The sequence below is a fragment of the Sphingomonas psychrotolerans genome (genome assembly GCF_002796605.1).
GTDB classification, from domain to species: Bacteria; Pseudomonadota; Alphaproteobacteria; order Sphingomonadales; family Sphingomonadaceae; genus Sphingomonas; species Sphingomonas psychrotolerans.
In genome coordinates this window covers 39790-65141 of sequence record NZ_CP024923.1, presented here as the reverse complement: position 1 = coordinate 65141, position 25352 = coordinate 39790, and the positions used below count along the sequence as shown (strand labels likewise).

The following is a 25352-nucleotide window of genomic DNA, read 5'->3' as shown; positions in this document are numbered from 1 at the left end:
CCGGTTGTACGCAATACTCAAAACAGCTTCTCGCGAATGACGAGTACGTCCTCGGGCTGGACGGCGTCGTCGAGATTGATGCCTTCAACTTCCTTGCCGGCGCGGCGCACCTTGATGCGTTTGGTCGAGCCGGCGAGCGTGGGTCCGCCGGCGAGCGCGAGTGCCTGGCGGAAGGTCTGGCCGGGGACGAAGTTGAACGCGCCGGGCTCCTGCACCTGGCCGTAGACATAAATCTTCTCGGCGGGAGGCACGAACAGAATGTCGCCGGGGGAAAGCGGCCGGCCGGCCCCGGCACTCATGTCGGCGAGCGAGATCCGCACCGGGCCGCTGCCGTCGGCGGGGGTGAGAATCACTGCATTGGCGCCGGTCACGGTCGCCCCGCCCGCCTTGGCGAGCATCGCCGCGACGCTATAGGGCCGGTCGAGCGGATAATTGCCCGCCTGCGGCACGTTGCCGAGCACCGTGACCGAGCGGCTGACGAACTGCGACATCTCGACATTGACTGACGGCCGTTCGAGATAGCCGCCCTTGGCATAGCCGGCGGCGATCGCGTCGGCGAGTTCGGCCGTGGTCTTGCCGCGCACCTCGACCGCGCCGAGCATCGCCAGCCGGATCGTCCCGTCGGCCTTGACCCGGGTGGTCACCGACAGATCGGGCTGGCCGTAGATCAGGACCTTGACCTCGTCGTCAGGACCGAGACGATAGCCGTCGAGCGCGGCCGGGGCGCCGGCGCCATTGGTCTGCGCCGTCGCGGGCACGGTGAGGATCGACGCGGCCAGTGCTGCGGAGGCGAGACGGTGGTTCAGGAAAATGTTCCTCATCGGTTAAAACCTCATGGTGGCACCAAGTGCCACGCGTGTTGCACGATAGTTCGACACATCGCTGTTGGTGGCGCGATCGAAGCGGGATAGCGAGAGGTCGAGGGCGAAGCGCTCGGTCAGCTTACGCGTCGCCATCAAACCGAACTGGTTCGTTCGATCGTTCGTATAGTTGAACGGCCGGATCGCCGCATCGTGGCGAAATTCGCGCCGGACCAGCTCGCCGAACGCACCGATCGTCGTGAGCTCGCTGAGCGCCACTTCGGCCGACAGGCGGTGGGCGGTGCGCACGGCAAATCCGGTCGCGATCAGGCTGTCGTTGACAATCGTCCGTTCGGTCGAGGCGGTGAGCTTCACTCGCGGGATCGCCGTGGTCGAGACGCGCACCGCCCAGCCCGGGCCGTCATAATCTCCGATCGCAGCGGAACTGCTCGTCACGTGCATCCAGCGAATATCGGCATCGATCGACGTCAGCGGCGAGACCGCACGCGAGAAGGACAGTCCATAAGCGTCGCTGCGATTCTCCACCGCCAGCGCCGGCCGCTCGCTGGTGACGTGCTCGTAATAGGCCGTCAGCTTGCCGAGACTCGGCCGTGCATAGCCGATCCCGGCGCGATAGAGATTGCTCGTCTGGTCGGCATATTCGAAGCCGTCGCCATTGCGGGTGGTATCGCGCCGCCATGCGGCCACCGGATAGAGGCCGGCAGGCCGCTCGCAATCGGCCGAGACGCCGAGCGTCGAGAACTTCTGAAGATTCTCGCTGGCGCTGTTGATGTCGCCATAATCGGCGCGCTGCTGACGATAGCTGGCGAGCGGCCGCACCGCACATTGCCCCGCGATCAGCAACTTGCCCGAACCCTCCAGCTCGAAACGTGGCTTGCTGCGGCCGCTTTCGGAAAGGAAACGATCATAGCCGGCAACCGCGCGCAGACTGATCGCACGCACGCCGATATCGCGATCATAGCGCGCCTCGATCGCCGGCGTGACGATCACATCGGCGACGGGATCCCCGGTGCGCGAGTCGACGCGATAGACATTGTCGTCATAGACAGCGGTCAGCGAAGGCGTGATCCGTAGCCCCTGCTCCGCCCCTTGCGGGGGTCGGGCTCGCCGCTTTTCCTGCGCATGCGCCGACGTGGCACACAGCCCCGCGAGCAGCGCGCCACCAAGCGCCAGGCGCCAAGGACCCGCGACGCGTCGCATAGCTCCGCAACCGTTCGCAGTTGCGAGAGAATTTAGACCAGATACTCTTTCGTCAGAGCTAGGCACGCGCTCTCGACCTCATTGCAGTGCAGCAATTTGGTCACGCTAGCGCGTTCGGTCGCCGCTGCCCACCGGCGCAAATGCGGTTGGTCGCGCCAAAGGCACGGTTTGTTCGTTTCTGGGACAGCGACCGCCGCTTCCCCGAAGCTTCAGGCGATTCGACTCAGCCCAGCAGCCAAAAGCCGATCGCGCCTAGCGCGACGACGAAGCTGGCGATTCCCGCCCAGCGCGATCCGGCCTCGATCATGCGATCTGTGATCGGCTCGCGAAAGTCCGCGGGCATCAGCCACATCGGCTCCGCTCGTCCCATTTTGGCAGCGCCCGCGTCCGCGTCGCTTGCCACCATCAGATTTTCCACCACTGCCCGAGACCCTTATTGCCCGGGACTGGCTATGTACGAAAATCGTTTATGGAAGCTTGGCAGCGATCGTTAACGCGCGCCGCCGCCTCTCCTTCAATAGGCGTTCTTGTGCACCAGCACCTGCGCGGTTTTCGCGAGGATGCCGAAATCGCGCCACAGGCTCCAGTCCTGCAGATATTCGAGATCGGCCTCGAGCCGATTGACGATGTCGCGACGATGCTCGGTCGCACCGCGGAAGCCGCGGACCTGCGCAAGCCCCGTGATCCCGGGCTTGAGCGCGTGGCGAAGCCAATATTGGCGATCGACTCGCCAGAACAATTCGTCGCCGGCGAGCGAGCCGAGCGCATGCGGGCGTGGCCCGACAAGGCTCATCTCGCCGAGCAGCACGTTAATCAGCTGGGGCAATTCGTCGATGCTGGTCCGGCGGATCAGCCGACCCACGCGCGTGATCCGGTCGTCATCGCGACTAGCGGAGCGCGCTCCCTCCGAATCACTGGTCTCGACGCGCATGCTGCGGAACTTAAGGATCTGGAAAATCCGGTTGCCGCGTCCCATCCGCTCCTGACGGAAGAAGATCGGACCCGGCGATTCCAGCCGGATCGCGATCGCTACGACGAGCATCACCGGAAGCAGAGCGATCAGGACAGGCACCGTGAATGCGATGTCGAGCGCGCGCTTTTTGGCGCGATTGGCAAGATCGAGCGGTCCGCGAGAGACGACCACAGTCGTCACGCCACTCAGCTGATGTACCGCGAGCGGACCCAGTTCGCCGATCTCCGGGACGATGATCTCGCCCTGAATGTTGGCGCCTTTCAATACCTGCGCCCATTCGATCTTCCGCTCGGGTACGCAACTGATCACGACGCGATCATAATGGCGCAGCAGCGTACCCAGCCGATTGAGCATGTACGGATCGTCGAGGTCGGAGCGCAAAGCGGCCACGCCGGCATCGACGATGTCGCTGCCAAGACACGCATCCGGTACATTTCCGCCGTCCACGATCACCAATTCGGTGTGCAAGCGATTGCCGTACGCGCGGCGCACGAGGTGACAGAGCAACAGCCGCTGGCTGATGATCAGGACCACCGAGGAGACGATTCCCACCGACAGCGCGAGCCTGGGAAGACGCCCGGTCACCTTGAGTGAGAACACCACCAACAGGAAGATGAGCAAAGTCGCGGCGACCGAGAGCAAGGCCTGGCGACAGCTCGCCTGTGCGCTGGTCAGGCATTTGGTGGTATAGGCCTGGTTCTGGAAGGCGATGCCGGCATGGACGAGGATCACGCCGAGCAGCGAAGTCCAGACGTCGCTCGAAAGCACCCCGGGCTGCTCGATGCGGACGCCGACCGCGAACCCGGCCAGCAACGCCAGCGCATCCGCGCCGATAAGCGTCAGGCACAGCCACACCTTCGCACTCCGCCGCGCCGCCGTCGCGAACGGCGTCCGGCTCGGATACCCGTGAATCGCCAGGTCAATTTTTGACATGCGACACCCCGAAAACTCCCTGAACGCAACACGCCCACCGCGGGCCAGCCACTTCCCCGCCGACACATCGGCAAGAAACTTGCTGCAATGCAGCAGGACATAGGTCTCGCGCGAAGGCAAGGTGTGCACCACCCCGATCGCCCCATTTTGGGATGACCCGTGCCTGGAGAGGGATTCGCCGAAACGCGCGCCGACCCACGGCATTGTTGCCGGAAGTTCAGGCAGGGATCGGTGCGATTTCGGCAATTTGGACGGAAAACGCCGTCAGATCAGATATTTGACCAGTAGCCAGATGATTCCGCTCAAGGCGAGGAGGAAAATTACCGGGCCGGCGATTCGCGAAAGCAATTCGATGCCGCGCTCGGCGCGATCGGCGGGGAAAAGCGGGAGGCGCGGCGCGCTTTGTCCCAAATCGGCAGGTTCCGCAGGGGTGCGATCGGACGGTTGCGCAGACACTTGCGCTCCCGACGACGTCCATGGTCCGCCCGATCCTTCTGCCATTGCATCCTCTCGTCCCGGGTCGACCGTGCATGCGCCCGGCCTCCCGTGATCGGACTGTACTGCATCAGCCAGCGTCTTTCGAGCGTAATCCGCAGCGATACGAACATGGATGTAAATAGATGAAATGACTGCGGATCCGGAGCAGCCGGTCGCCGTCGTTTCGTCGATCGATCCTGGTACGGGTGGTCGGACTCGAACCGACAATCTGTTGCCAGAGGCGGATTTTGAGTCCGCTGCGTCTACCAATTCCGCCACACCCGCCCGCCCCTCGGCACGAGGCCAAGGATCGACAGAGCGGGCGCTATAATTCGGCAATCCGAAGAATTCCAGACCGGAATGCGCGTGGACGGTTCATCGCAGCGTGCCGGCGCCAACCGTCTCCCCGAACGCCGGCCGCCCTTCCCGCCCGAAAGTGACGCGCCGGATTCGCGGCGCCCGTTTGCTGGTGCACTTCATGTCGGGACCCGAATTTGCGTGATAGATGATCCAAATCTCGCCGCCGGGCGTCGTGAAGAAGCCGTTATGCCCAGGCGCATAGACACCGTGCGTCGGCGATTTGGTGATCACCGGATGCGGCGCCTTGGTCCACGCCGCGGGATCAAGCGGGTTCGCCCCCGCAGGCGCGCGCAGCAGCCCGATCGCATAATCATCGGACCAGCAGGCGCTGCCCGAATAGCTGATATAGAGCTGCCCCTTCGGACCCCGGAGGAACTCGGGGCCTTCGAGGATCTGACGGCCGCCCTGACGCTCCCATGGCTGATCCGGCTGGGCAATGATGCTCTCGGGGCCTTTGAGGGTCCAGGGATTGGCCATTTCGACGATGGCCAGGTTGCTGTCGGCGCCGATATAGGGCGAATAGACGAAATAGCGTTTGCCGGCATGCGTGAAGGTCGTGCCGTCGATTCCGGTGTTGCGCGTCGCGAGGCGGCCGCGATCGGTCCAGCTGCCGGTTTGCGGGTCCCTGGCGGCATTCTCGAGCACGAAGATACTGCGATGCGCATCGTCGTCATGCCCCGCCGCGGCGGCGGTGTAGTAGATATACCATTTGCCGCGGATCCGGTGCAGCTCGGGCGCCCAGATCGACTGCGCATTGAGTCCATCGGCTGGCGCGCGCCACACTGTTTTCTCCTCGGCCTCCGCCAGCTTGCCGAGATCGCGTGTCTTGCGGATGGCGATCCTGTCGCCGAGTGTGTTCAGATAATAATAGTCCCGCCCATCACGCACGATCCAGGGATCGGGCCCCGAAGGGAGCAGCGGATTGGTAAAGCGTTGCGGACCGCCCGCAGCCCCTCCCGGCAGAAGCGCGCAGGATGCGAGTGCGAACCCATAGCGGAGCAGATTTCCCGCTTGAGTCATTCAGCTGCGCGGTGCCTGCCGTCGATAGCTGAGCGCCTCGGCGACATGAATGCGCGCTACCCCCTCCCCGCCGGCCAGGTCGGCGATCGTCCGCGCGACGCGCAGCACCCGGGTATAGCCCCGCGCCGACAGCCGCATCGCCTCCGCCGCCTGCGCAAGCAGCTTGCGACCCGCCTCGTCGGGCGTGGCGGATTCGGCGAGCACCTCGCCATCGGCTTCGGCATTGGTGCGCAGCGACACCGCCCGATAGCGTGCCGCTTGCAGTGCCCGCGCGGCAGCCACGCGCGCCGCGACGGCAGCGGTGCCCTCGGTCGGCGGCGGCAGCACGAGATCCGCGTGTGAATCTCAAAAGTGTACGAGACCGGCAAGCGGGTCAGCAACCGAGAAATGCGCCAGAAAGCCGGAATCACTTGCAAGTTAGCGAGGCTACTTTACTGAAAGGAATAAGCTAATGCGACCGGATGCGAAGGTCGATCGATCCGTAACCTATTCTAAATTAGGACTTATGGTACTGCGAGAGCACTTCCAACAACGAACGGTCGAAGCGACGTATGGCTCATTTCGGAGCCTCGTTCCGTTGCGCACGCCCTCGGGAGCCCAGTGGACAGAGTCCGAACTCGAGACGGAACTGCTCGAGCAGGTGGCCTTCGCCCCATTCGTGTACGACCTCATCACTCAGCCGATTATCCATTACACGCTCGATAGCGATCGCCGCCGCTACACCCCCGATATTGTCGTGCAGCTTCATGCCGCGGGCAGCGAACTGCCGTCGCGCTATATCATCGAGGTCAAACGCAAGGACGACCTTGAGCGCGGTGCCGCCACGTACGCGACACGCTTCGAGGTCGGCCGCATATGCGCTGAGAAAACAGGCGCCGTCTTTCGAGTTATGGATGAGAGCAGGATTCGGACGCCCTATCTTAGCAATGCGCGCCTGCTTTCTCATCATCTCGGGACGGACCTAGCCGACCACGAAGAGAACGGTGTCGACAGATTGCGTCGCGCAGGCCCGATTACTGTCGCCGAAGCCATCCTACTTCTCGGCGCCGACGGCTTCGCCGAACCGGATGCCCGTCACATCGTCGAGCACTCCGTTGCACGGCGGCGTATCTGGGCTGATCTGTCATCGCCGTTCACGGACGACACCCTAGTCACACTTCACCCAAACGGCATCTCGGCCGCCATCCGCAGCGATCCCATCCTGTGCATGCTCCAAGACGCACCCGACGAGTGAAGTTACATATAGAACATTTGCTAGAGTGGGGATAAGCTGAGGTGTTTCGATGACAATGATTGACCCCAGAAAAGGGGCAAAGGTTAAGTTCGGCGGCGTCGAGATGAAAGTCGTAACAGCGAAGGGATTCGACTCGCTGACCTTGCTGAGCAGCAGCGGAGAATACTTCGATGCACCTCTTGCCGATCTCGAGAAGGAGGCTGGCGGTAGTCAGAAGGCGAACGTCGTTGTCGACCCCATCAGGCAGTCCAAGATTCCGGCCTATATGAATGCGTTCGGCCCTCTATTGGGGCGTGACCGTCTCACTAAAAAGGAAGTAGAACAGGCAGGCAAGGCCCTCGGTATCTCGATCTCGTCGGCATACGCCGCCCTAGCTCGCTTTAAGCAAAGCGGTTCCACCGAAGATCTGCCGCCGCCAACGCGCCCGGGCGGTCGTGGCAAGTCGCGCATCCTTCCCAAGGCCGAGCAGATAATCCAGGAATGCTTGGAGAAAACGCTCCTCACCCGACGGAATTTCACGCCGCGCACCTTCTACAGAAAAGCCAAGCGCGAGCTCGAAAAGGCCGGGTTCGAAGTTGCGCAGTCAACGCTGCGCGGTCGCGTCGCCCGTATCCCCGAGCACAAGTGGAAGAAGGCCAGAAAGGGATACAACGAAGCGCGCCGGACGGACCACCCCATCGCAGGCAACTATCCCGAGGTCCATAAGCCGCTGGACGTCATCCAGATCGATCATTGGAAGGCAGACATCGAGATCCTATCCGACGACCGCCTAACCGTCATCGGCCGTGTCTGGATCACACTTGCGATCGATATCTACTCGCGCATGGTCTTCGGGCTTCACGTCGCGATCGATGCCCCCAGCACCACAACGTTGGGCCTCGCCATGATCAATGGCATGCTGCGCAAAGATGCGGTCGCAACCAAATACGGCATAGAATGGAACAACCCGATCTATGGCCCGATAGGGCGTCTCGAGGCCGACAACGCCGGCGAGTTCACGGGCAAGTCCATCAGGGCGACGGCTGACTATTTCCACTTCCGGCTGAAGTGGCGACCGCTGGGCGCGCCGCAATACGGCGGCCACATCGAGCGGCTAAACGCCACTCTTGCCGAGCGATTCAAGGAATTGCCCGGTGCGACGGGTTCGACGCCGACAGAGCGCAAGGCGTTCCGTCCGGAGATGACTGCCGCGTTCACGCTCGAAGATCTCGTGCGCCACGTCTGGCTGCTGGTCGACGAATACCACAACGAGGTCCACACCGGCATCGGCATGACGCCGCTCGAGAAGTTCAAGAGCTACTACTTCGGTCCGAACGGGCAAAAGCACCGACTCCCGCCAATCTACGTCGACAGCCTCGAATTCCGGCGACAGTGGTATCCCCTGGAGACGAGATCGCTTCAGCGGTATGGCATCCGCATCGACCATCTCGACTACTACAGCGAGAATATTTCGCTGCTGGTCAAAAATAGGAAGAAGGGCGAGCGGGTCCAGATCCGCCGAAACCCCTTCGACGTCCGCGAGATCTACGTCCTTCATCCCGGGCTGAACGAATGGGTGACTGTCGCCACTCGCCACCTCGGCTTTCCTGTCGCCAGCATCTTCGAACTGCAGCAGGCCCGTAAGGAGGCTTTGAAACGCAAGCGCAAGCCGACGCCCGAGGTCCTGGCCAAGATCATCGACGAGCAGAATCGGCACATCGAGGAAGCCAAGAAGAAGACCAAGACGGCCCAGCGCGATGCGGCGAGGCGGTCCCACCACGGCCGCATTCGACGGGAAGGCGGCACAACCTCGTCAAGCGGCGGCAACAGGATCGAAATCGTGAACATGACCGGGGTCTCCAGCTCTGAAGCTCCGAAGAACACGCCTACGCCGCTGATCAAATCCAGCACAGCCAACGGCGATCTCGCCAGCATCCTCGCCAGCATCAGCGATGACGACATCGAGGACATTTTCGAATGACCAACCTTCCCTTCACCAACAACAAGCTACGACCCGAGATGCGGGAATTCCTCGATATCGACGGTCGCGACCGGCTGTACGCCTGCTGGGACCGCATATGGATTCCGACTCCCTCCGCAGAGGAGGCTTTCCTCGCGCTTCAGGACTGCATGCACGCTGCACCTTCCACCAAACCGCGCGGGCTCATCATCACCGGCGACGCCGATACCGGCAAGAGCCGGACCATGACGGCCTTTCGCGACAAGCATCTTCCGAAGGTGAACCCTGCCACCGAATACGCCGAGCATCCGGTCATCTACATCACCGCACCGGACAACCCGAGCCGCACGGCGGTCCTCAAGAAGATTCTTGACGAACTTGGACACCCGCTTCTCTACAACGCATCCGATGAAAATCTGCGGGCGCATACGATCAGGATGCTGAAGTCCTGTGCCGTAGGGACCATCATGATCGATGAAATCGGCGACATTCAGCGCGACTACGTCAGCTCGAAGGTCGTCGAGTTCCTCCGTTTCCTGAAGGGGTTGATCAACGAGACGGGCCGGCCCTTCGTCGTAGGCGGCACCCCTGTCGTGCTGGATCTCATCGGCGGCGAGGAACAGATCGCCGGGCGTCTCAACACCGTGGTTCGTCTGAAGCCTTTCACCCTCACTGAATTCGTCAAGATCCTGCTCGCCTTCGAGCACATGCTCCCGCTCAGAGCGGTGTCGGACTTCCGCGCTGACGAGTCGCTGATCCTGACGACCTTTGACCTCAGCGGCGGCTATATCGGCCGCCTGTCTTATCTGCTGCACGACGCCTGCCAAGTCGCCATTGAGGACAGGTCCGAGCGCATCACCCTTGCTACCATTGAGAAGGTAAAGGACCGCAGTATCGCCACGGTTGGTCGCCGCGTAGCCTGATCGGATGGAGGCGCTCCTACCTACCCAGGCAGGAACGGCGTCAAGGCCGTGGCCCTACCAGCCCAGGCCGCTGCCCGACGAACTGCTTAGTTCGTACATGGTCAGGCTGGCACTCGGCATGGACCTCAAGCCAATCACCTTCCTGAACACAGTGTGGGGTTCCACGCGCAACCTGCTTGCGCAGGATCTCGACAACTTCGTCCCGCATAGGATCGCTGCGCGTATCCAGATGGGCGCGCGCATCCAGCTCGACGCCGTTCACAGCATGACGTTGCCGAGCTACGTCGGAACCTTGCTCACCAGTCACAACCCGCGGGGGCGGAATCCCTGGCTGCTGCCGATTACCGTCGACAATAACCGGCGCCACCGGCACGGCCTTCAATTTTGTCCGATCTGCCTTGCGACCGATGCAGCGCCGCATTTCCGTCGCCGCTGGCGCGTGGCTTTCGTCACGTCCTGCACCACGCACGGCGTGCTCCTCCGCGATCGTTGCCCGACCTGCCAAGAACCCGTGCACCAGCACGCCGCCGCCTCGCCTCGCCACTGCGCAGCGTGCGGCGGCGACCTCTGCGCGACCGCGCCTGCGGTGGCCTTTCATGACCACCTCCTATGGCAGACCGAACTGGAAGCCGCCTTGCTTCGCGGATGGACCCTCCTGGCCGGCGAGCCGACAAGAGCACATGTGATGTTCGCCATCGTGCGTCAGATCGCTGCGCTGCTCGTAAACGGCAAGCGTGCCGATCGCCTGCGCGCGGAGGTGTCGCGCGCATGGGGAGGTGATCCGGCGCCATACGCCAAGCCAACCGCGCGACAGCCCATTGAGTATCTCGACGTGAGCGAGCGTCATCGCCTTTTCGATATGGTGAGCCGACTCATGCGCGGTTGGCCGCATCGCTTCGTTCACGTCTGCAATGAAGCGGGCCTCCATCGATCGCATGCGATCAAGGACATGACTGATCCGCCCTTCGCATACGAAGCGGTATTACGCGCCTACATGGATCGAACCCCCTATTGCGCCAGCGAACCCGAGGTCGCCGCTGCAGCGGAGTGGTTGCGACGCACTCAAGGTCGCGCCACCTACCGCGAACTCAAGCGCATCTGTGGCGAAAGCCGTGAGGCCATCTACCGACACATGGATTACGAACGACGGCAAGCGACGCCGTCGCGTTGGCGGATGCAAGCTGTATTGGCCTCAGGTCTCGTTGACGGCGCCATCGAGCCGGGCGCGTAAGAGCGCGGCATAGGCCCCCGGTTTGTCGAGGATTTCTGCCCGGCGACGGACCGAGAAGATCGAGAATCCGGCCACAGCAACCGAGTGACTTCCCCAACGTCCACAAAACGCATCGTGCACTGCTCGAATATTTTGGATGTCGAGCCATGTCACCGCTCCTCGTATTGTTTTCACGAGAATGCCAAGGCTTCGAGGATCCTCCGGTGCTACGCGTTCATCCGCGATAATGACATAGTCGCTGCCCACTTTCAGTCCGGCAAGGATACCCTCACGCCGGAAATCAAAACCGCCATCGCGCGCTGCTGCGTCGCCGTTACCCGCGACTGGATAGGGCTTGAGCCGCCAGCCGGCCTCAGCCGCCGCTGCCGACAGCGCGTCCCAAGTCGAACGCAAGGCCTTCTCTCGCGCGGAGGCGGCCGCGGCCGCGTCGCCACCGACCATGCGACGTATCTCGGCACGACCAACCGCCGAATCGGTCCCGCTTTCCCGGCCGGCCGTGGAGAAGGCGGCTTCCTCACGCGGATCCTCGCCCAACGTCGACGTCCTAGGGCGTGGCGGCCCTCTGGTCGCCACGAACTCGATCGAAACGCCCATCGATTCGGGGATGGCGACCGGCGCGGACGCGATCTCGGTGGGTCGGCGCGCCGGTGACGCTGCACGACCGGTCGTCAGTACTACCAGCCTGGCGTTTGCCGACCTCACGCGGCCACTCGGCGGCGGCAGTAGTTCCGGCGGTGCACCCTCACCAGCGCCTTGGTAACGGACCTCGATCCGGTTAAAGGCGAGATGGAGGCCGATCTCGGATATCCTGGTTACAAGAAAGCGGGAAAAGCCATTCTCCCGCTGGAACCACCACCCCTCTAGTCTAAGGTCGATGGGATCTGTAAACGGCCAAGTCACCTTCGGCCAAGTCGGTTTGTCCTCGCGATAGTCCCGTTGCACGACGAGTTGCTGGAACACCTCGTCATGCAGGTGCATAAGGTTCGGATCCGCCACCATAGCGGCGAGGATCATCGCCTCCTCATTAGTTGGTTTCTTCCAGCAACTGAGCCGAACGGTGCCGTCAGGCATAAGACGGCTGTTCCTCCGATCCAGTATTCCGCGGTCGGCGACCCGCGGATCGCGCAGACCATCGATTAGCTCGATCAATATGCGGCTGCTGACACCGAACAGCGCCCGGACTAGCTCCATCTGCGATAGCAGCACCTTCCGCGGGCCGGCCGTCCTCTTCACCCAGTCGTGCCGCCGCAACAGGAAGCCGGGCGCTGCGGCCATCGGGCGGGTGGGCAGTCGCCGGCAATTTCGCTGAGGGGCGTCCGAGCCGACACCGAGCCACTCGACGTCCTCGAATGCATAGTTTCCGGACGTCCGACTTGCCTGCGTCTCGCCCACACGTGCTCGTCCATTCCATCGCGAGCCGACATCCAGAAGGTCGAGCTGACCACATGCGACCCAACGGCGGTGAAGGTCGCATTCAGGATTAAAGGCCGGTTGGTCGAGGTCGGACGCGAGTAGAACCTCGATCTGGGCTTCCATCGCAGCGTTCGGCTGCCGTCGAATCTGACCAAGGGCGACTATCTCAGCGGTGCCTGGTACGCCCTTGAAGGCGTCGATGACGAATCGATTGGACGACATACGCCCTCGATAGCGCGCCGTTTGATTAGTAGCCGTTAACCGCACGGCCATCCGCATACGATGACGGTTGGGATCGCGCTCAACTGGCCCGCAGGGTGTGCTTTTCTAGTAGTCTGCTGGCGAGTTGAGTTTGCTCACCCGTACGCGAATGGTGTCGCGGTTAGCGTCACTAGAGCATGCTGTTGTTTGACGGAATCGGGATTCCCTTGTTGGGGATGATGTGATTCAAGGTCTGTGCAGGAGGCACGGATGACGCGACCCTATTCTGCTGATTTGCGAGAGCGCGCGCTGGCGCGCTCGGACGCGGGCGAGACGGACCGATCGATCGCTGAGGCGCTTCAGATCGCGCCGTCGTGTTTATCGAAGTGGCGTAAGCTTCGCCGTGAGACGGGCGCTCTGAAGCCGGGGAAGATGAACGGCCACAAGGGGCGGACGCTGAGCGGGGAGATCGCGCAGTGGCTTCACGAGCGGATCCAGGCGGCCCCGTTTACGACGCGCCAACTCACTGCCGAGCTTGTCGCGCGCGGGATCAAGACGGATCGCCGGGCGGTATGGACGTTCCTTCACGCAGAGGGGCTGAGCTTCAAAAAAAACGATCGTTCCGGCCGAGCAGGACCGGCCTGACGTTGCCCGTAAGCGCCACCGCTGGAAGGCGCATCAGGACGGGATCGACCCCAGGCGCCTCGTCTTCATCGACGAGACGTGGATCAAGACCAACATGGCACCGCTCAGGGGCTGGGGGCCGAGGGGACAGCGGCTTCCAGCCAAGGTACCCCACGGTCATTGCCAAACCCTGACCTTCATCGCGGCGCTACGCCATGACCGGGTCGAGGCACCCTGTGTCATCGACGGCCCGATCAACGGCATGCTCTTCACCGCCTATGTCGAGCAGTTCCTCGCGCCCACGCTTGCACCAGGCGATATCGTCATCCTCGACAATCTCGGCTCCCACAAAGGCAAGGCGGCACGGGCTGCGGTCCGCGCGCGCGGCGCTCACTTGATCTTCCTGCCGCCTTACAGCCCCGACCTCAATCCGATCGAGCAGCTGTCCGCCAAGGTCAAACACTGGATGCGCAGGGCCGAAGAACGTGACCACGACGCTACCTGGCGCCGCGTCGGACAGCTACTCGACATCGTCTCACCTGCCGAATGCGCAAACTACCTGCGCAACTCCGGATACGCTTCCGTCTAAACGAAGCATGCTCTAGGGGTCCGCGTCGAAGACAAAAATGAGCGGTCTGCTGTTCTCGGCCTTCGCGACTGCGAAAATTTCACATCTCAGCGTTTCGCCACGAGACATCCGACGGAGCCCAACGGCCACCACCGGCGTCAAGGAGCTGACGGCCGGCCACCCACCTCGCTTCCCCCCCGCACGATCCGCGGCGTGATCACGATATAAAGCTCGGTCTTCGATCGCGTCCGCCGCTCCATGCGGAAGATACGGCCGAGGACGGGGATGTCGCCGAGCAGGGGAATCTTGCTGGTCGACCTTAGCTCACTGTCCTGCACCAGTCCGCCGATTACGAAGGATTCGCCGTCGCGGACCGTGGCCGAGGTTTCGGCCTGGCGCTGGCTGATGGTGGGGTAGCCCTGCGAATAGCCGGTGACGCTGGAGACCACGGCGAACACGTTCGAGGATACGAAGCCGTCGCTGCTCACGCGTGGCGCGATCTGGAGCGTGACGCCGACATTTACGTACTGGACCTGCTCCGAGACGCCGTTGACGCCCGAGAGGGTGATCGCGGTGAGGATGGGGAGTGCGTCACCGGTGATGATCTTGGCGGTGGAGCCGCTTTGCGCGGCGATCTTGGGCTTGGAGATGATCCGCCCCTCGCCCTTCTCGATCTGGGCATAGAGCGCGGCCTGAACCGAGAAGCTTTCGAGGCGGCCGGTGGTGCCGTTGGCGAGATTGGCGAAGGGGATGAACTGGCCGGACTGCGCGGTCACCGTGGCGAGCTGGCCGCTGGCATTGGCGAAATCGAGGCCGATGGCCTTGGCGCCGGTCTCGGTCAACTCGACGAACTCGGTCTCGATCAAAACGCTGGTGAGCGGGATATCGATCACTTCGATCATGGCGCGGATGCGGGCGATATAGCCGGGCGAGCCGCGCACCCAGATGGCGTTGAGCCGGCGATCGATGGCGAGGTTCGAATCCACTGCCTGGCCGAGCGGGCGGTCGTCCGGGGCGTTCTGATTCTGCGGGTTCTGGACCGTGGTGCTGTTGCTGCCCGGTGAGCCGAAGCCGGGTTCGCGCGGGCTGAACAGGCCGTTCGAGCGCACCGTGACGCCCTGGGTGAGCAGGCCGACGACTTCGCTGACATCGGCATATTTGAGGGGGATGAGCGCGTAACTGTCCTCGCCGGGTGGAGGGTTCAGCGCGCGGGGCAGTGGGTCGGCGGCGGCGGTGCCCAGCGCTTCAGCCTCGGGCGTGCTGCTCGAACCGGCGGCGGCGGCAGACCGGTCGAGCGCGTTGATCTTCACGACGAAGCGGCGCTGCGAATCCGAGGCCATCTCCATATGGGCGCGGCCGGCCATGAAGAAGGTCATCTGGAGCGAATTGGCTTCCTGCTTGAAGGTGATGTTGCGCAGCAGGCTCGCCTCGGCGCCATCGAAGCGGGCGGCCTGGCCGCGGGCGGTGGCGACGAGGGTGACCGTGATCCGATCGGTATCGTTGCCGGCGATGCGGGCTTCGGGGGCGGGCCGATCGAAATCTAGCGCGACGGTGACTTCGCCAGGCGCGGATTCGCGAGCGGTGAGCAGGGTCAGCGAGCGCGTGCCCTGCGCCATCGTATTGGCGCTCCACAGGCACAGGAACATGGCAATGAGTTTCAGCAGGCGCACCCGGCCCCTCCCCGAATTGCAGCAATGGTCGCGACAAAGGAGAGGCCGGGCCCGGCCTCCCAAGAACGCGATGCTATTGCTGCCAGACGGTGAGGTTGGAGCTGCCGTTGGCGCCAAAGCCTTCGGTCGCCATGACCTGATAGTTCATCGATCCCAGGTTCCAGCCGCGGTTCCGCCACGCATTGACGTGGTTGGCGAAGGTGATGGTGCGGTTCTGCCCCGTGCCCGCTTTCGACGTCCGCACGCTCCAATATTGATAGAAGGTCGCCGTGCCGATGATCGACGGCGCGTTGACGCGCTGGGTGCGATAGAGGTTGTAGGTGCCGCCATCGGTGGTCACCTGGCCCGCCGCCTGGGTGTTGCCGGGAGGGGTAAAGCCGCCCCAATTCTCGACTACATAATATTCAACCAGCGGGTTGGTCGACCAGCCGTACAGCGTCAGGTAGCTGTTCGAGCCAGGGTTGAAGACGCCGGCGTTGTAGCCGATCCGGCGCGAGGTGGACCCCGTCTGCCATCCCTTGCCGGCCACCAGATTGCGGTTGCCGCTGAGATTGTAAGTGGTGCTGTAGTTGCCGTTGGCGCCGAGCGTCATGCAGGCCGTGCCGCCGTCCTTCCAGAAGGTGTAGAAGAACCCGCCATGGGTGCCGGTGCCGTTGTTGCAGATTTGCTGCGCACTCGCGCTGCCGGCACTTGCCAAGACGATCGGAAGAGCGCATGTTAGCGCTACCATTTTCAGTCGCTTGTATGTCATTACCCTCTCCTTCTGTTTAAGTATTGTATTGATCGTGAGTTGCCGGGTGATTTCGAATCATTCTTTCCGACGGCCTGAATATGTCTTCGATCAATCCAGGAGAGTCAAGATAGTGCTAACAATAGCGGACAGCGTTGACTGACAACGCTTGACAGAATTAGGATAAATTGTAGTAGCATTTACTTTAATGAAGCTTTGACAACGTTGACTTGGTGCTACGCAACGTAGTTTTATTTGTGATGTTCTGGCAATGTGATGTGGGGCTATGGCCTCGGTGATCGCGCCAGAATTCAATCGGCCGCTTGCCGTAATCGCGAACTATGTTCCGGCCGGACGCCTAGTCTAGTCGATCTTGGGATGGCTCGGTCATAAGCGGCCATCCAGCTTCTAGCCAGTTAGCTGACCGGCAGCTCCCAAGTAAAATGCAGGCGGAAGTGGACCTTCGCTCTGGCCGGCACCGACCTACGAGCGATAGACGACACCCAACACGAGGCGGGCATTGAGCATCACAGGTAGGTCTGGTGCCCCTTCTACTCGTTCGGTTGCAAGCACAACGGAAGCTCCGAGGCCGCCGATCGTCTCGAACTGCCGGAGATATGGCATACTCCTCGAGAGCGGCGCGCCGATTCGTTTCAGGATGCTGTCACCGTCTTCCAGCGTAACAGCGACCATCTCGCCTTCCATGGCATCCAACTGCTCTGAGGTCAGAACCGCTCCACCGAGAATGATCTGCCCTGGCATCACGCGAGGAACGGCGCTTTCCTCGCGGACGCGATATGCAACCTCGACCCGACCAAGGGCAGGATGTCCTTCAAGCAGAACCGCCTCTTCCCGCCCGGCTGGGGGAGGGACCTGAACGAACAGGGCCCCAACGACGCGATGCAGATCGAGTTCATGGTTCTCGAAAGCCAGTGTTGGTCGGCCGCTGCGAGGATCGGTCGCTTCAGCAGCCAAGGAGTACCCTTCGCCGTTACGGGGACGCAATAGCCTGCGTGCGAAAGCTTGCGTTCCGCGCCGACCAATGACCAAGTCATGATCGGCCGGCGAAGACGGCGCAGCCTCCACGATAGCGATGGATCCGGCGGGGATCGTGAAGCCCATCGTGTCCCGGCGGACATAGAATAGCGACTTGTCATCGAACCATTGGCTGGAGAGCATCTCCAAGCCTACATCCTGGCTGCCGCCGCTCGGAACGTTGTCGCTGAACGCGGCAATGTCCTGAACGATCGGGACGTTGAACGCGGGTGCGGTGACGACAGTCAGAGGTACGACATTGTCTGGGACAGCCTCCTGAAGGGGCTCCCGCCAGCGATACCGCCGGAATTCTTCATGGACGCGCTCAACTGCCGAGCGCAATCGCTTCAGGTCCGCATCCACGTTCTTTACGTCGACGTAACTCAGCGCATTGGCATCGCGGTGGTGCGCCTGATTGAGCACCCGTCGCGGCTCAGCACCGTCCGCCAATGCAGGATCGTCGCAGAAACGCGAGAGCACGGGGCTCCGGAAAAGCTCGTTGCTGCGCGCGGTGACCAAGGACCGCAGCCGTCCCACCAACGGCATTAGCGTCGGTGCGTCCGTGGGGGCCGAGAATGCGGGATAGGCCGGATCGTCGAACAAATCCCCGAGGCGTGCCTCCAGGAAGATCCGAGACTGATTTGCATAGTCCTGTGCGTGAGGTGCCGAATCAGCGTTTGAGACGAAATCTTTCCGCTTGCGATCTAGATCTTCGATAGCCAGCGACGTCTCGAGGGTGCCGCGTGATGCGTGCACCGGATGGACTGCACGGTGCTCCACGCGGTTGGTGCCCCGTGCCTCGGCGACCAGAATGCGGCCGAAGCTCCGGTCATAGGTCGTAGCCAGGATCTGAGCGCCACCCGCAGCCAGCTGATCCAAGGCGCGCGCCAGGCGAGCGCGATTGTCGTAGTCTAGGAGATCTTGGGGATCATCCAGGATTATGAGCGACAGACCCCCGTCTGTCCGGAGGACATGTTCACGGAACGCGAGATAGAAGCCCAAGAGTGACGCTCTCAAAGCTGAGGCGTTCGACACATGCTGTGCAGGCGCATTGACACCATCGCGTCCCACCTGAATTGCGATAGCGCCCTGAGGCGTCATCCCAGTTCGACACGGCTTGGGGGATAGTGTCGTCGCGTTCTGGTAAATCGCGTTGCGCCAATATTCCGCCCGGTCATGAAGGCGGGCCTGCAAGCCTTCGACCTGCGCGGTGGCGAGATCGCCAACAGGGATGATCTCGTCAAGCGCCGCTGCCGCAGTCCCGCAATCTTCAATTGCCTTGAGCTTACGCTTGTGCGCGACCTGAGCGGTGCTCATTCGCTTCGACAGGTCGATGGCCGCGTTGATGGGTGCGACGCCTTTGACGATGGCATCGAGGCGGATGAGCTGTGCTCTGAGCCCGGTCGCCTGGCCATCGCCACCATCGGCTTTACCGCGGACTTCTTCGAGCGCGGCAACAAGTTCGTCGCGATGGGCCGTTATCCAGTCGACAAATGCCAACGCGCGGATGAGGCGATTCAAGGTCTTACCCAGCTTAACCGCATGGGCACCAACTCGGGTTGGCAAAACCCGCTGCTCCGGTTCTGTCAATGCAGGCAGCTCCGCCGTCGCCTGGTCAGTTAGCGTTTCTACCGTGGGGCGGAGCGAGGAGAGGACGCCTGTGAAGCTCTCTGCGCTGAAAAGGTCGTCCAGCAACGCGGTTCGCAAGATTGCAACGGGAGACTCCGGCAAATCCTTTTGCAGATCCCGCCGAAGCGCGTCGGGCAGATCCCGGGCCAGCTTGCCGGTCCAAGCATCGGCCCATTGCGCAACGGTCTTGGACAGGATTTCGCTGTCCTCAGCAACCTGACGGAGATGATCGGCAACTAGGCCACCGGTCTCGACGTCGATCACGCCAGCGAGGGAATGGTGGCAGACAGCGCAGTGATCATCATGCGCCTTTCCATGCTCGTGCATCCAGCCAGTGACGCGCGCGTAAAGCTGGGTCCGGCGTTCTAGGACCGGGTTCGCCGATAACTCCTCGAGTGTCGCCGCCTCATCGAACAGACGATCGATGAGGGAATCCACCTCTTGGCGGGCATCGGTCTCCAGCTTGAGAGCGCTCAACCTTTCCATCGATGGCAGCTGTGACAGCCGGCGCACCTGCTCTAGCGCAGGGGCGATGCATTGCTCCAAGCTCTGACGCTGCGCTGCGTCCGAGGCGTCAAAGGTATCGCCTAGCACGTCACGAGCATGGGCGAGGCCGTTGGCCTTCAGGTTCTCGAAGTGCCGGCCCAGCGCGACGAATGCTGTGGGATCATCATTGATCACTGGAAGATCGGTGGCAGGCGCCATTTCCGGGAATTCAGAAATACGCTGCTCGAGATCGCTGCGATGCTGCCGATAGTCCGCCTCGATCCGTTCGAGCTCGTTTTTGCGCTCTTTGGTGATGTCCCCCGCGATCTTTGCTCGGGCACGCGTGGCGTGCTTCGCCAAGGCTACCAGATCAGAAAGGCCCGTCAGCTTGGCCACGGCCAGCCCCAATTCCGATGGGTTTCCTATCTGGAGGTACGGAAGCAGACCGGGCATGGTAGTGCCGAGATTGAAGGCAATCGGATCAAGGCCCAGATCAGCCGCATTGGGCCCGACCTCTTCCAACTTGCCGCTAGTCTTTCGTGACTGCGTCCTACGGATCGGTGGAAGGCGCGTCCCGTCCTCCAATTCAAAGGTCAGTTCAACCCAGGTATCGGCGGGGACGGTTTTAGCCGCTACTGCTGGAGTCCAATGCTGAGCGCTCGGCAACGGCGTGACCGCACTGATCTTGTGCTGTGACGCCTCTTCTGTCGCCCCGCGATCGATCTCGCAGTCGAATTCGGCGTCACCGCTTTCGGGCAATCGCTGTGGCCGGAGCAGCTTTCCGGTGAGACACCAGATTACCGAGTTCATCAGGCTCGTCTTGCCCGACCCATTCCAACCTTCGAAGACTGTGATGGGGCTGTTTGGTTCGAACACGAAATCCGCGCTCGACTCGTCTGCGGACCCATAAGCATGGAGGCCCGCAAATCTGTGAGCAACGATCTTCGCAAGTCGGAGAACCCGGCGTTCCCGATCAGCGAAAATGGCTGGGGGTGGCACCTGGGCTGGATTGGCGCTGATACTGGATATGATCGCTTCGCAGTCGGGCGTCATGACATTGCCCGTCCACTTGGCGCGCGCGCCGCGATACCAGGACAGCACGCCTCGAGCGGCGTCGCCCTCGAGCGCCAGCCGATGGCCTTCATCTGTGGCGATTGGACGTCCGGAAACCAGTTCTGCAAGAAGCAGGTCAGTAGTGAGCAAGTGAAGTGCGCGTACGGGCGTTACACCCGGCGAACCGGTAACCGAATCTGACAACTGCCTACCCCCCACACTTCTCCTGATTGGTCTAGCGTCCTATTTATTCCGCGTCATCCGCGCACTTTACCGAACGTCGCTATGGGGCATTGCTGCCTGCAACGCTCGTGCCATTTCCACGACTCCAGACAACAAGGTGCCGCGGGATGCATCGTACCGCTTTCGGGATCGGTGGTGCGACTTACGAACGGTAGCAATGGGGCGCAATGCGGTCGAGCCAGCGGCCTTGCGGCAGTGGAACGCTACGCCGAACACGCAATTCAAAGGCGTTTCTGGCCGCTGGAGGCAGCTGCATCGGCGTACTTCGTGGTGCGCCCAGCCCGCGTTCGAAGACCCTCCGCTGCCGGACCTAGGCTGCTCGCTATTCCGGTCCAAGGAAGTCTAGTAGCGCCAGGATCAATGAACGAAGCTGCTTTCGCAGCTGCTCGGATCTCAACCGCTGTCCAGCATCTCGCCGGTCCGCCAGCTCAAGCACTGCTGTTGCCACCGCATCCGAGTGGCGCATCAGCACGATTAAGCCTGCGCCATTTGGCCCGTTCTGCGATTGAAGCCAGTTCTTCACCGTCCTCGGGCTGACCCCCATTAACTGCGCGATGTGCTTAGCGTGCCCCGGAGTCCCGCCGAAATCCTGCTTGAGCGCATCGGAAACGACGCTCGCCAGCGTCGCCTGCGTCTCGGCCAGCGGATCGATCGGAAATCTTCTTCCACTTTCGGCCCGAACTTTTCGGTCCTTCTCAGAAAACGACATTCCACCCTCCTGTCGAATAGAAGAGCCCACCCTGAACAAAGCGGGGCGCAAATCGACGACAGAGTTCGAGGATGATTGTGCGAGAAGAGCCAAGAGAACGCGAACCCACGCGAGCAGCGCAATATGTGCGGATGTCGACCGATCACCAGAAGTATTCGACTGAGAACCAAGCCGACGTGATCGCGGCGTATGCGGCCAAGCGGAACTTTGAGATTGTTCGCAGCTATGCTGACGAGGGGCGGAGTGGTCTCAACATCGCCGGCCGGGACTCGCTTCGGCGCCTGATATCGGACGTCCAGAACGGCGAAGCCGATTACGAGGCCGTCCTGGTCTACGACATCAGCCGATGGGGACGGTTCCAAGACGCCGACGAGAGCGCCTATTACGAGTTCATCTGCCGAGAGCGCGGGATCAACGTCCACTATTGCGCCGAGCAGTTCGACAACGACGGCAGCCTCCCGTCCAACGTCATGAAGAGCATCAAGCGCGTCATGGCAGGCGAATACAGCCGCGAGTTGTCGAGCAAGGTCTTCGCCGGCCAATGCCGGCTCATCACGCTCGGCTACCGGCAGGGCGGTTCGGCCGGTTACGGCTTGCGGCGCCATCTCGTTAACGAACACAACGAACAAAAGGCGCCCCTCGCACGCGGCGAGCACAAGAGCCTGCAGACGGATCGCGTCATCCTAGTGCCGGGCCCGGACGAGGAGGTCGAGACGGTGCGCCGAATCTACCGGCTGTTTGTCCTCGAGCTTCGATCTGAGCGGGAGATCGCTACGATCCTCAACCAAGAGGACAAGGTCACAGACCTCGGCCAACCCTGGAGCCGCCCGGTCGTCCGACAGATCCTCAGCAACGAGAAATACATTGGGAACAACGTCTACAACCGCGTTTCCTTCAAGCTGAAGAAGAAGCGGGTGGTGAATACCCCCGACATGTGGGTGCGGGGAGACGGCGTCTTCGAGGCTATCGTGGATCCCATGCTATTCGAGGCCGCGCAGAGCATTTTCGCGGATCGCGCGAGGCGTTTCTCCGACGAGGAACTCTTACAGCTTTTATCCAGCCTGCTCGGCGCGCGCGGCGCCCTTTCTGGAATGATCATCGACGAGGTCGATGCGATGCCCTCGAGCGCGGCCTACCGGCATCGCTTCGGCAGCCTGCTGCGCGCATACGAGCTCATTGGCTATACACCGGCGCGAGACTACCGGTATCTTGAGACAAACCGCCAGCTCCGCCTGATGCATCCCGAAGTCGTCGCCGACACTGTGGCGGGTATCGAGCGCATTGGCGGAAGCGTGGCACCCGATTGCGAAACCGATCTGCTGCTCGTCAACCACGAGGTGACGCTGGCGCTGGTGATTGTGCGCTGCCAGCCGACTCCCGCCGGATCGCTGCGCTGGCGTGTGCGCCTCGACGCCGGCCTTCGGCCCGACATCACCATCGTCGTCCGCTTGAAGCCCGGCAACAAGAATGTGCGGGACTATTACCTCCTCCCCTGGCTCGACGTCGGCACGACCCCCCGCATTGGCATGGCGGAGGAGAACGGCGTCTACCTCGACGCCTACCGCGCCGACGACCTTACGCCACTCTACCACCTGCTTCGCCGGCACACCGTGGAGCGCTCGATATGACGCCCGAGATCACAATGATCCCGATCGCCTCGATCGAGGTGCTGAACCCGCGAGCCCGCAACCGGAAGATATTCGACGAACTAGTGGAAAGCGTTCGCGCTGTAGGCCTCAAGCGCCCGATCACCGTGCGCCGGGCGCCAAACGGCGACGGTTATGAGCTGGTATGCGGTCAGGGCCGCATGGAGGCATTCAAGAAGCTTGCCCAGAGCGAGATTCCCGCGATGATCATCGAGGCGACCCGCGAGGAATGCTTCGTCATGAGCCTCGTCGAGAACATGGCCCGCCGGAACTTGACGCCGCTTGAGCTGATACGCGAAGTCGGCGTGCTCAGGGATCGGGGATACAACCATTCTGAGATCGCGCGGAAGATCGGGTTCAGCGCGGAATACGTATGGACGATCAACCTGCTGCTCGAGAAGGGCGAGGAACGCCTTCTCGACGCGGTCGAGCGCGGGATCATTCCCCACACAATCGCTACGGAGATCGCACGCGCCGAAGACGCCGATGTCCAAAGGGCGCTCACCGAGGCCTATGAAAGCGGTTCCCTCCCAGGTGACCAGATCCTAGCCATCCGGCGCATCGTCGATGACCGCAACCTGATCGGAAAGGGCATCCGGACTATTCGCACCGGACAGGCGCGCAGCCAACCGACCACCGCGGCAGCCCTAGTCCGCGCCTATCAGAGGGAGGTCGAGCGGCAGAAGCTGTTGGTCAAGAAGGCGACGCTCACCCAGAGCCGCCTCACCTTCATCGTCGGCGCCATGGCCAAGCTGCTCGCCGAGGATCACTTCGTAACGCTCCTGCGCGCCGAAGGCATGGCCTCGCTGCCTCAACCGATCGCCCAACGTCTGGGCATCTCCGGAACCTCGTCGTGAACCCACCGGTCCACATCTCGTTCGCGCAGGAGGTGCTGGAGCTGCCCGTCGGTGCGATCCTGCCGCTTCGTCCGATCACCGCGCGGATCACCAGCTCACGGCGTTACGGGAGGATAGCGACTTCCATAAAGGAAGTCGGCGTCATCGAGCCACTTGCGGTTACGAAGTCCAATCGCGATGGCCGATACATGCTGCTCGACGGCCATCTACGGCTACACGCCTTGAAGGAGCAGTCGTCCCATATCGCACCGTGCATCGTAGCGGACGATGACGAGGCCTTCACCTATAACAAGCGCGTGAGCCGGCTCGCGACAGTCCAGGAGCACTACATGATCGCGCGCGCCCTCGAACGCGGCGTGCCGGCCAAGATGATCGCAGCCGCGCTCGGCATCGACGAGAAGCATGTCCTACGCCGCCGCAATCTCCTCGACGGAATCTCCCCGGAAGCAGTGGAGATATTGAAGGAGAAGCCGGTCAACGCGCAGATCTTTGACATCTTGCGCAGGCTGAAGCCGCACAAGCAGTTCGCCGCAGTGGAACTCATGGCGTCCATGAACAACTTCACCGCAAGCTACGCGAGGGCGATCTTGGCGGCGACGCGGCAGGAGGATCTGGCGAAGCCCGACAAGGTGAAGAAGGTCGCAGGCGTCACCTCGGAGCAGATGGCTCGAATGGAACGCGAGCTCGAAACACTCAACCGCGACTTCCGCGCACGGGAGGCGACGTTCGGAGACGACGTGCTCCAGCTCGTTCTCGCATCACGCTATCTCCAGCGCCTGATCGAGAACAAAAACGTCGCGACCTATCTTGAGGCAAGGCATACCGACCTCATCGCAGAGTTCAGAACGATAGTGTCGGCAAGCACGCTGGACTCGGTGGCGTAGCGGATGGACGCCTCCGGTGTTTAACGAAGTCACGCACGACACAAGCTAGCAGTGTCATTGGATCGACCAAGACTGTTACCAGAGCAGCAGCTAACGCCGCAGTTGTTCACATTGCGCGCTTTCGCTAGGTTACGCTGATGTTCTTGCCGCCACCGCTGCGCAGCAGCGCTGACGCTACCGCCGGTCGATGGTGACGACCACGAGATCGACGAGGTTACCGCCTCTGTCGCTCAGCTTGTGGTCGATGTGGATCGCGTAGCCGTCGCCCTCGTTGCGGCGCAGCTCGCGCACCACGCCCTGGAAAGCCTCGATGTCCTCGTCGCGGCCGCTTGCCGGGGAGAATGAGGCACTGCCGTCTCCGCGCCTCACCTGGAAGTTCGTGCCGTGCTCAATGAGGTCGTCAATATAGCTCAATTTCACGAATCCCTGTTGCCGGCGAGCCGGGCAGTTGCCGCCTGCGCTGCGAGCCGGTCAAGGCGACCCGAGAGAGGAC

The 25352-nt window shown here is 62.2% G+C and carries 20 protein-coding genes, 1 tRNA gene and 1 pseudogene; 8 read left to right on the top strand and 14 right to left on the bottom strand.

The annotated features are described in order from the left end of the window. Window positions 1-17: 17 nt before the first annotated feature. From CVN68_RS00290 to CVN68_RS00260, 8 genes and pseudogenes are all read right to left on the bottom strand, one after another. A complete protein-coding gene (locus CVN68_RS00290; protein WP_100280438.1) occupies window positions 18-821 on the bottom strand; it encodes a polysaccharide biosynthesis/export family protein in 804 nt (267 codons plus the stop codon). Between the two features lie 3 nt (window positions 822-824). Further along, window positions 825-2021, bottom strand: coding sequence for a porin family protein (locus tag CVN68_RS00285; RefSeq protein ID WP_100280437.1), 1197 nt, complete (start codon window positions 2019-2021; stop codon window positions 825-827). 223 nt (window positions 2022-2244) lie between these two features. After that, complete coding sequence (locus tag CVN68_RS00280; protein ID WP_158298635.1) at window positions 2245-2427, bottom strand: hypothetical protein; 183 nt, start codon at window positions 2425-2427, stop codon at window positions 2245-2247. 108 nt (window positions 2428-2535) lie between these two features. Then, window positions 2536-3927: an exopolysaccharide biosynthesis polyprenyl glycosylphosphotransferase gene (locus CVN68_RS00275; protein ID WP_100280435.1), complete on the bottom strand. Its 1392-nt coding sequence runs from the start codon at window positions 3925-3927 to the stop codon at window positions 2536-2538. Between the two features lie 264 nt (window positions 3928-4191). Beyond that, complete coding sequence (locus tag CVN68_RS22900; RefSeq protein ID WP_158298634.1) at window positions 4192-4383, bottom strand: hypothetical protein; 192 nt, start codon at window positions 4381-4383, stop codon at window positions 4192-4194. A gap of 219 nt (window positions 4384-4602) precedes the next feature. Beyond that, window positions 4603-4689 (bottom strand) — tRNA-Leu (locus CVN68_RS00270). 90 nt (window positions 4690-4779) lie between these two features. Continuing rightward, window positions 4780-5784 (bottom strand): glycoside hydrolase family 43 protein, encoded by a 1005-nt coding sequence (locus CVN68_RS00265; protein WP_100280434.1) that lies wholly within the window; start codon window positions 5782-5784, stop codon window positions 4780-4782. Next, window positions 5785-6126, bottom strand: a pseudogene (locus CVN68_RS00260) (magnesium chelatase subunit ChlI family protein); the annotation flags it as partial. A 316-nt stretch (window positions 6127-6442) separates the two neighbouring features. Here CVN68_RS00260 and CVN68_RS00255 point away from each other — a divergent pair. From CVN68_RS00255 to CVN68_RS00240, 4 genes are read left to right on the top strand one after another with little or no spacing between them, the layout of a single operon-like run. Beyond that, the gene (locus CVN68_RS00255; RefSeq protein ID WP_233503494.1) at window positions 6443-7018 is read left to right on the top strand and encodes a TnsA endonuclease N-terminal domain-containing protein; all 576 of its coding nucleotides are present in this window, start codon (window positions 6443-6445) and stop codon (window positions 7016-7018) included. A 49-nt stretch (window positions 7019-7067) separates the two neighbouring features. Next, entirely contained in the window at window positions 7068-8978 is a 1911-nt protein-coding gene (locus tag CVN68_RS00250; protein WP_100280431.1) for a Mu transposase C-terminal domain-containing protein, read from the top strand. Beyond that, on the top strand, window positions 8975-9880 hold the full coding sequence (locus tag CVN68_RS00245; RefSeq protein WP_100280430.1) for a TniB family NTP-binding protein: 906 nt from the start codon (window positions 8975-8977) through the stop codon (window positions 9878-9880). The genes CVN68_RS00250 and CVN68_RS00245 overlap by 4 nt, the downstream gene beginning before the upstream one ends. 4 nt (window positions 9881-9884) lie before the next feature. Continuing rightward, window positions 9885-11111, top strand: coding sequence for a TniQ family protein (locus CVN68_RS00240; protein WP_100280429.1), 1227 nt, complete (start codon window positions 9885-9887; stop codon window positions 11109-11111). On the opposite strand, the gene CVN68_RS00235 is transcribed toward CVN68_RS00240, so the two are convergent. Continuing rightward, window positions 11073-12746: a hypothetical protein gene (locus tag CVN68_RS00235; protein ID WP_158298632.1), complete on the bottom strand. Its 1674-nt coding sequence runs from the start codon at window positions 12744-12746 to the stop codon at window positions 11073-11075. The genes CVN68_RS00240 and CVN68_RS00235 overlap by 39 nt on opposite strands. Window positions 12747-12995: 249 nt before the next feature. On the opposite strand from CVN68_RS00235, the gene CVN68_RS00230 reads away from it, so the two are divergent. Further along, window positions 12996-13938, top strand: a protein-coding gene (locus tag CVN68_RS00230) for an IS630 family transposase (protein WP_100284118.1) whose coding sequence is annotated in 2 segments (ribosomal slippage) — window positions 12996-13331 and window positions 13333-13938 — 942 coding nt in all. Because the reading frame shifts where the segments join, the coding sequence is not laid out codon by codon here. 137 nt (window positions 13939-14075) lie between these two features. Here CVN68_RS00230 and CVN68_RS00225 read toward each other — a convergent pair. From CVN68_RS00225 to CVN68_RS00210, 4 genes are all read right to left on the bottom strand, one after another. Further along, a complete protein-coding gene (locus CVN68_RS00225; RefSeq protein ID WP_100280427.1) occupies window positions 14076-15587 on the bottom strand; it encodes a secretin N-terminal domain-containing protein in 1512 nt (503 codons plus the stop codon). A 73-nt stretch (window positions 15588-15660) separates the two neighbouring features. Then, window positions 15661-16284 (bottom strand): glycoside hydrolase family 11 protein, encoded by a 624-nt coding sequence (locus CVN68_RS00220; RefSeq protein ID WP_324870771.1) that lies wholly within the window; start codon window positions 16282-16284, stop codon window positions 15661-15663. 516 nt (window positions 16285-16800) lie between these two features. Further along, entirely contained in the window at window positions 16801-20670 is a 3870-nt protein-coding gene (locus CVN68_RS00215) for an ATP-binding protein (protein WP_233503492.1), read from the bottom strand. A gap of 415 nt (window positions 20671-21085) precedes the next feature. After that, window positions 21086-21472 carry a hypothetical protein gene (locus tag CVN68_RS00210; protein WP_100280425.1) on the bottom strand — a complete coding sequence of 129 codons (387 nt, stop codon included), beginning with the start codon at window positions 21470-21472 and terminating at the stop codon, window positions 21086-21088. Between the two features lie 131 nt (window positions 21473-21603). Here CVN68_RS00210 and CVN68_RS00205 point away from each other — a divergent pair, with 131 nt between their 5' ends. Genes CVN68_RS00205 through CVN68_RS00195 form a run of 3 tightly spaced genes read left to right on the top strand, consistent with a single transcriptional unit; the run spans window position 21604 to window position 24859 of the window. Next, window positions 21604-23100, top strand: coding sequence for a recombinase family protein (locus CVN68_RS00205; RefSeq protein ID WP_100280424.1), 1497 nt, complete (start codon window positions 21604-21606; stop codon window positions 23098-23100). After that, window positions 23097-23975 (top strand): plasmid partitioning protein RepB C-terminal domain-containing protein, encoded by an 879-nt coding sequence (locus tag CVN68_RS00200; protein WP_100280423.1) that lies wholly within the window; start codon window positions 23097-23099, stop codon window positions 23973-23975. Before CVN68_RS00205 ends, CVN68_RS00200 begins: the two co-directional genes overlap by 4 nt. After that, on the top strand, window positions 23972-24859 hold the full coding sequence (locus CVN68_RS00195; RefSeq protein ID WP_199560166.1) for a plasmid partitioning protein RepB C-terminal domain-containing protein: 888 nt from the start codon (window positions 23972-23974) through the stop codon (window positions 24857-24859). The genes CVN68_RS00200 and CVN68_RS00195 overlap by 4 nt, the downstream gene beginning before the upstream one ends. Before the next feature lie 174 nt (window positions 24860-25033). Here CVN68_RS00195 and CVN68_RS00190 read toward each other — a convergent pair whose 3' ends face one another. Further along, on the bottom strand, window positions 25034-25273 hold the full coding sequence (locus tag CVN68_RS00190) for a hypothetical protein (protein WP_100284115.1): 240 nt from the start codon (window positions 25271-25273) through the stop codon (window positions 25034-25036). Between the last annotated feature and the right edge of the window lie 79 nt (window positions 25274-25352).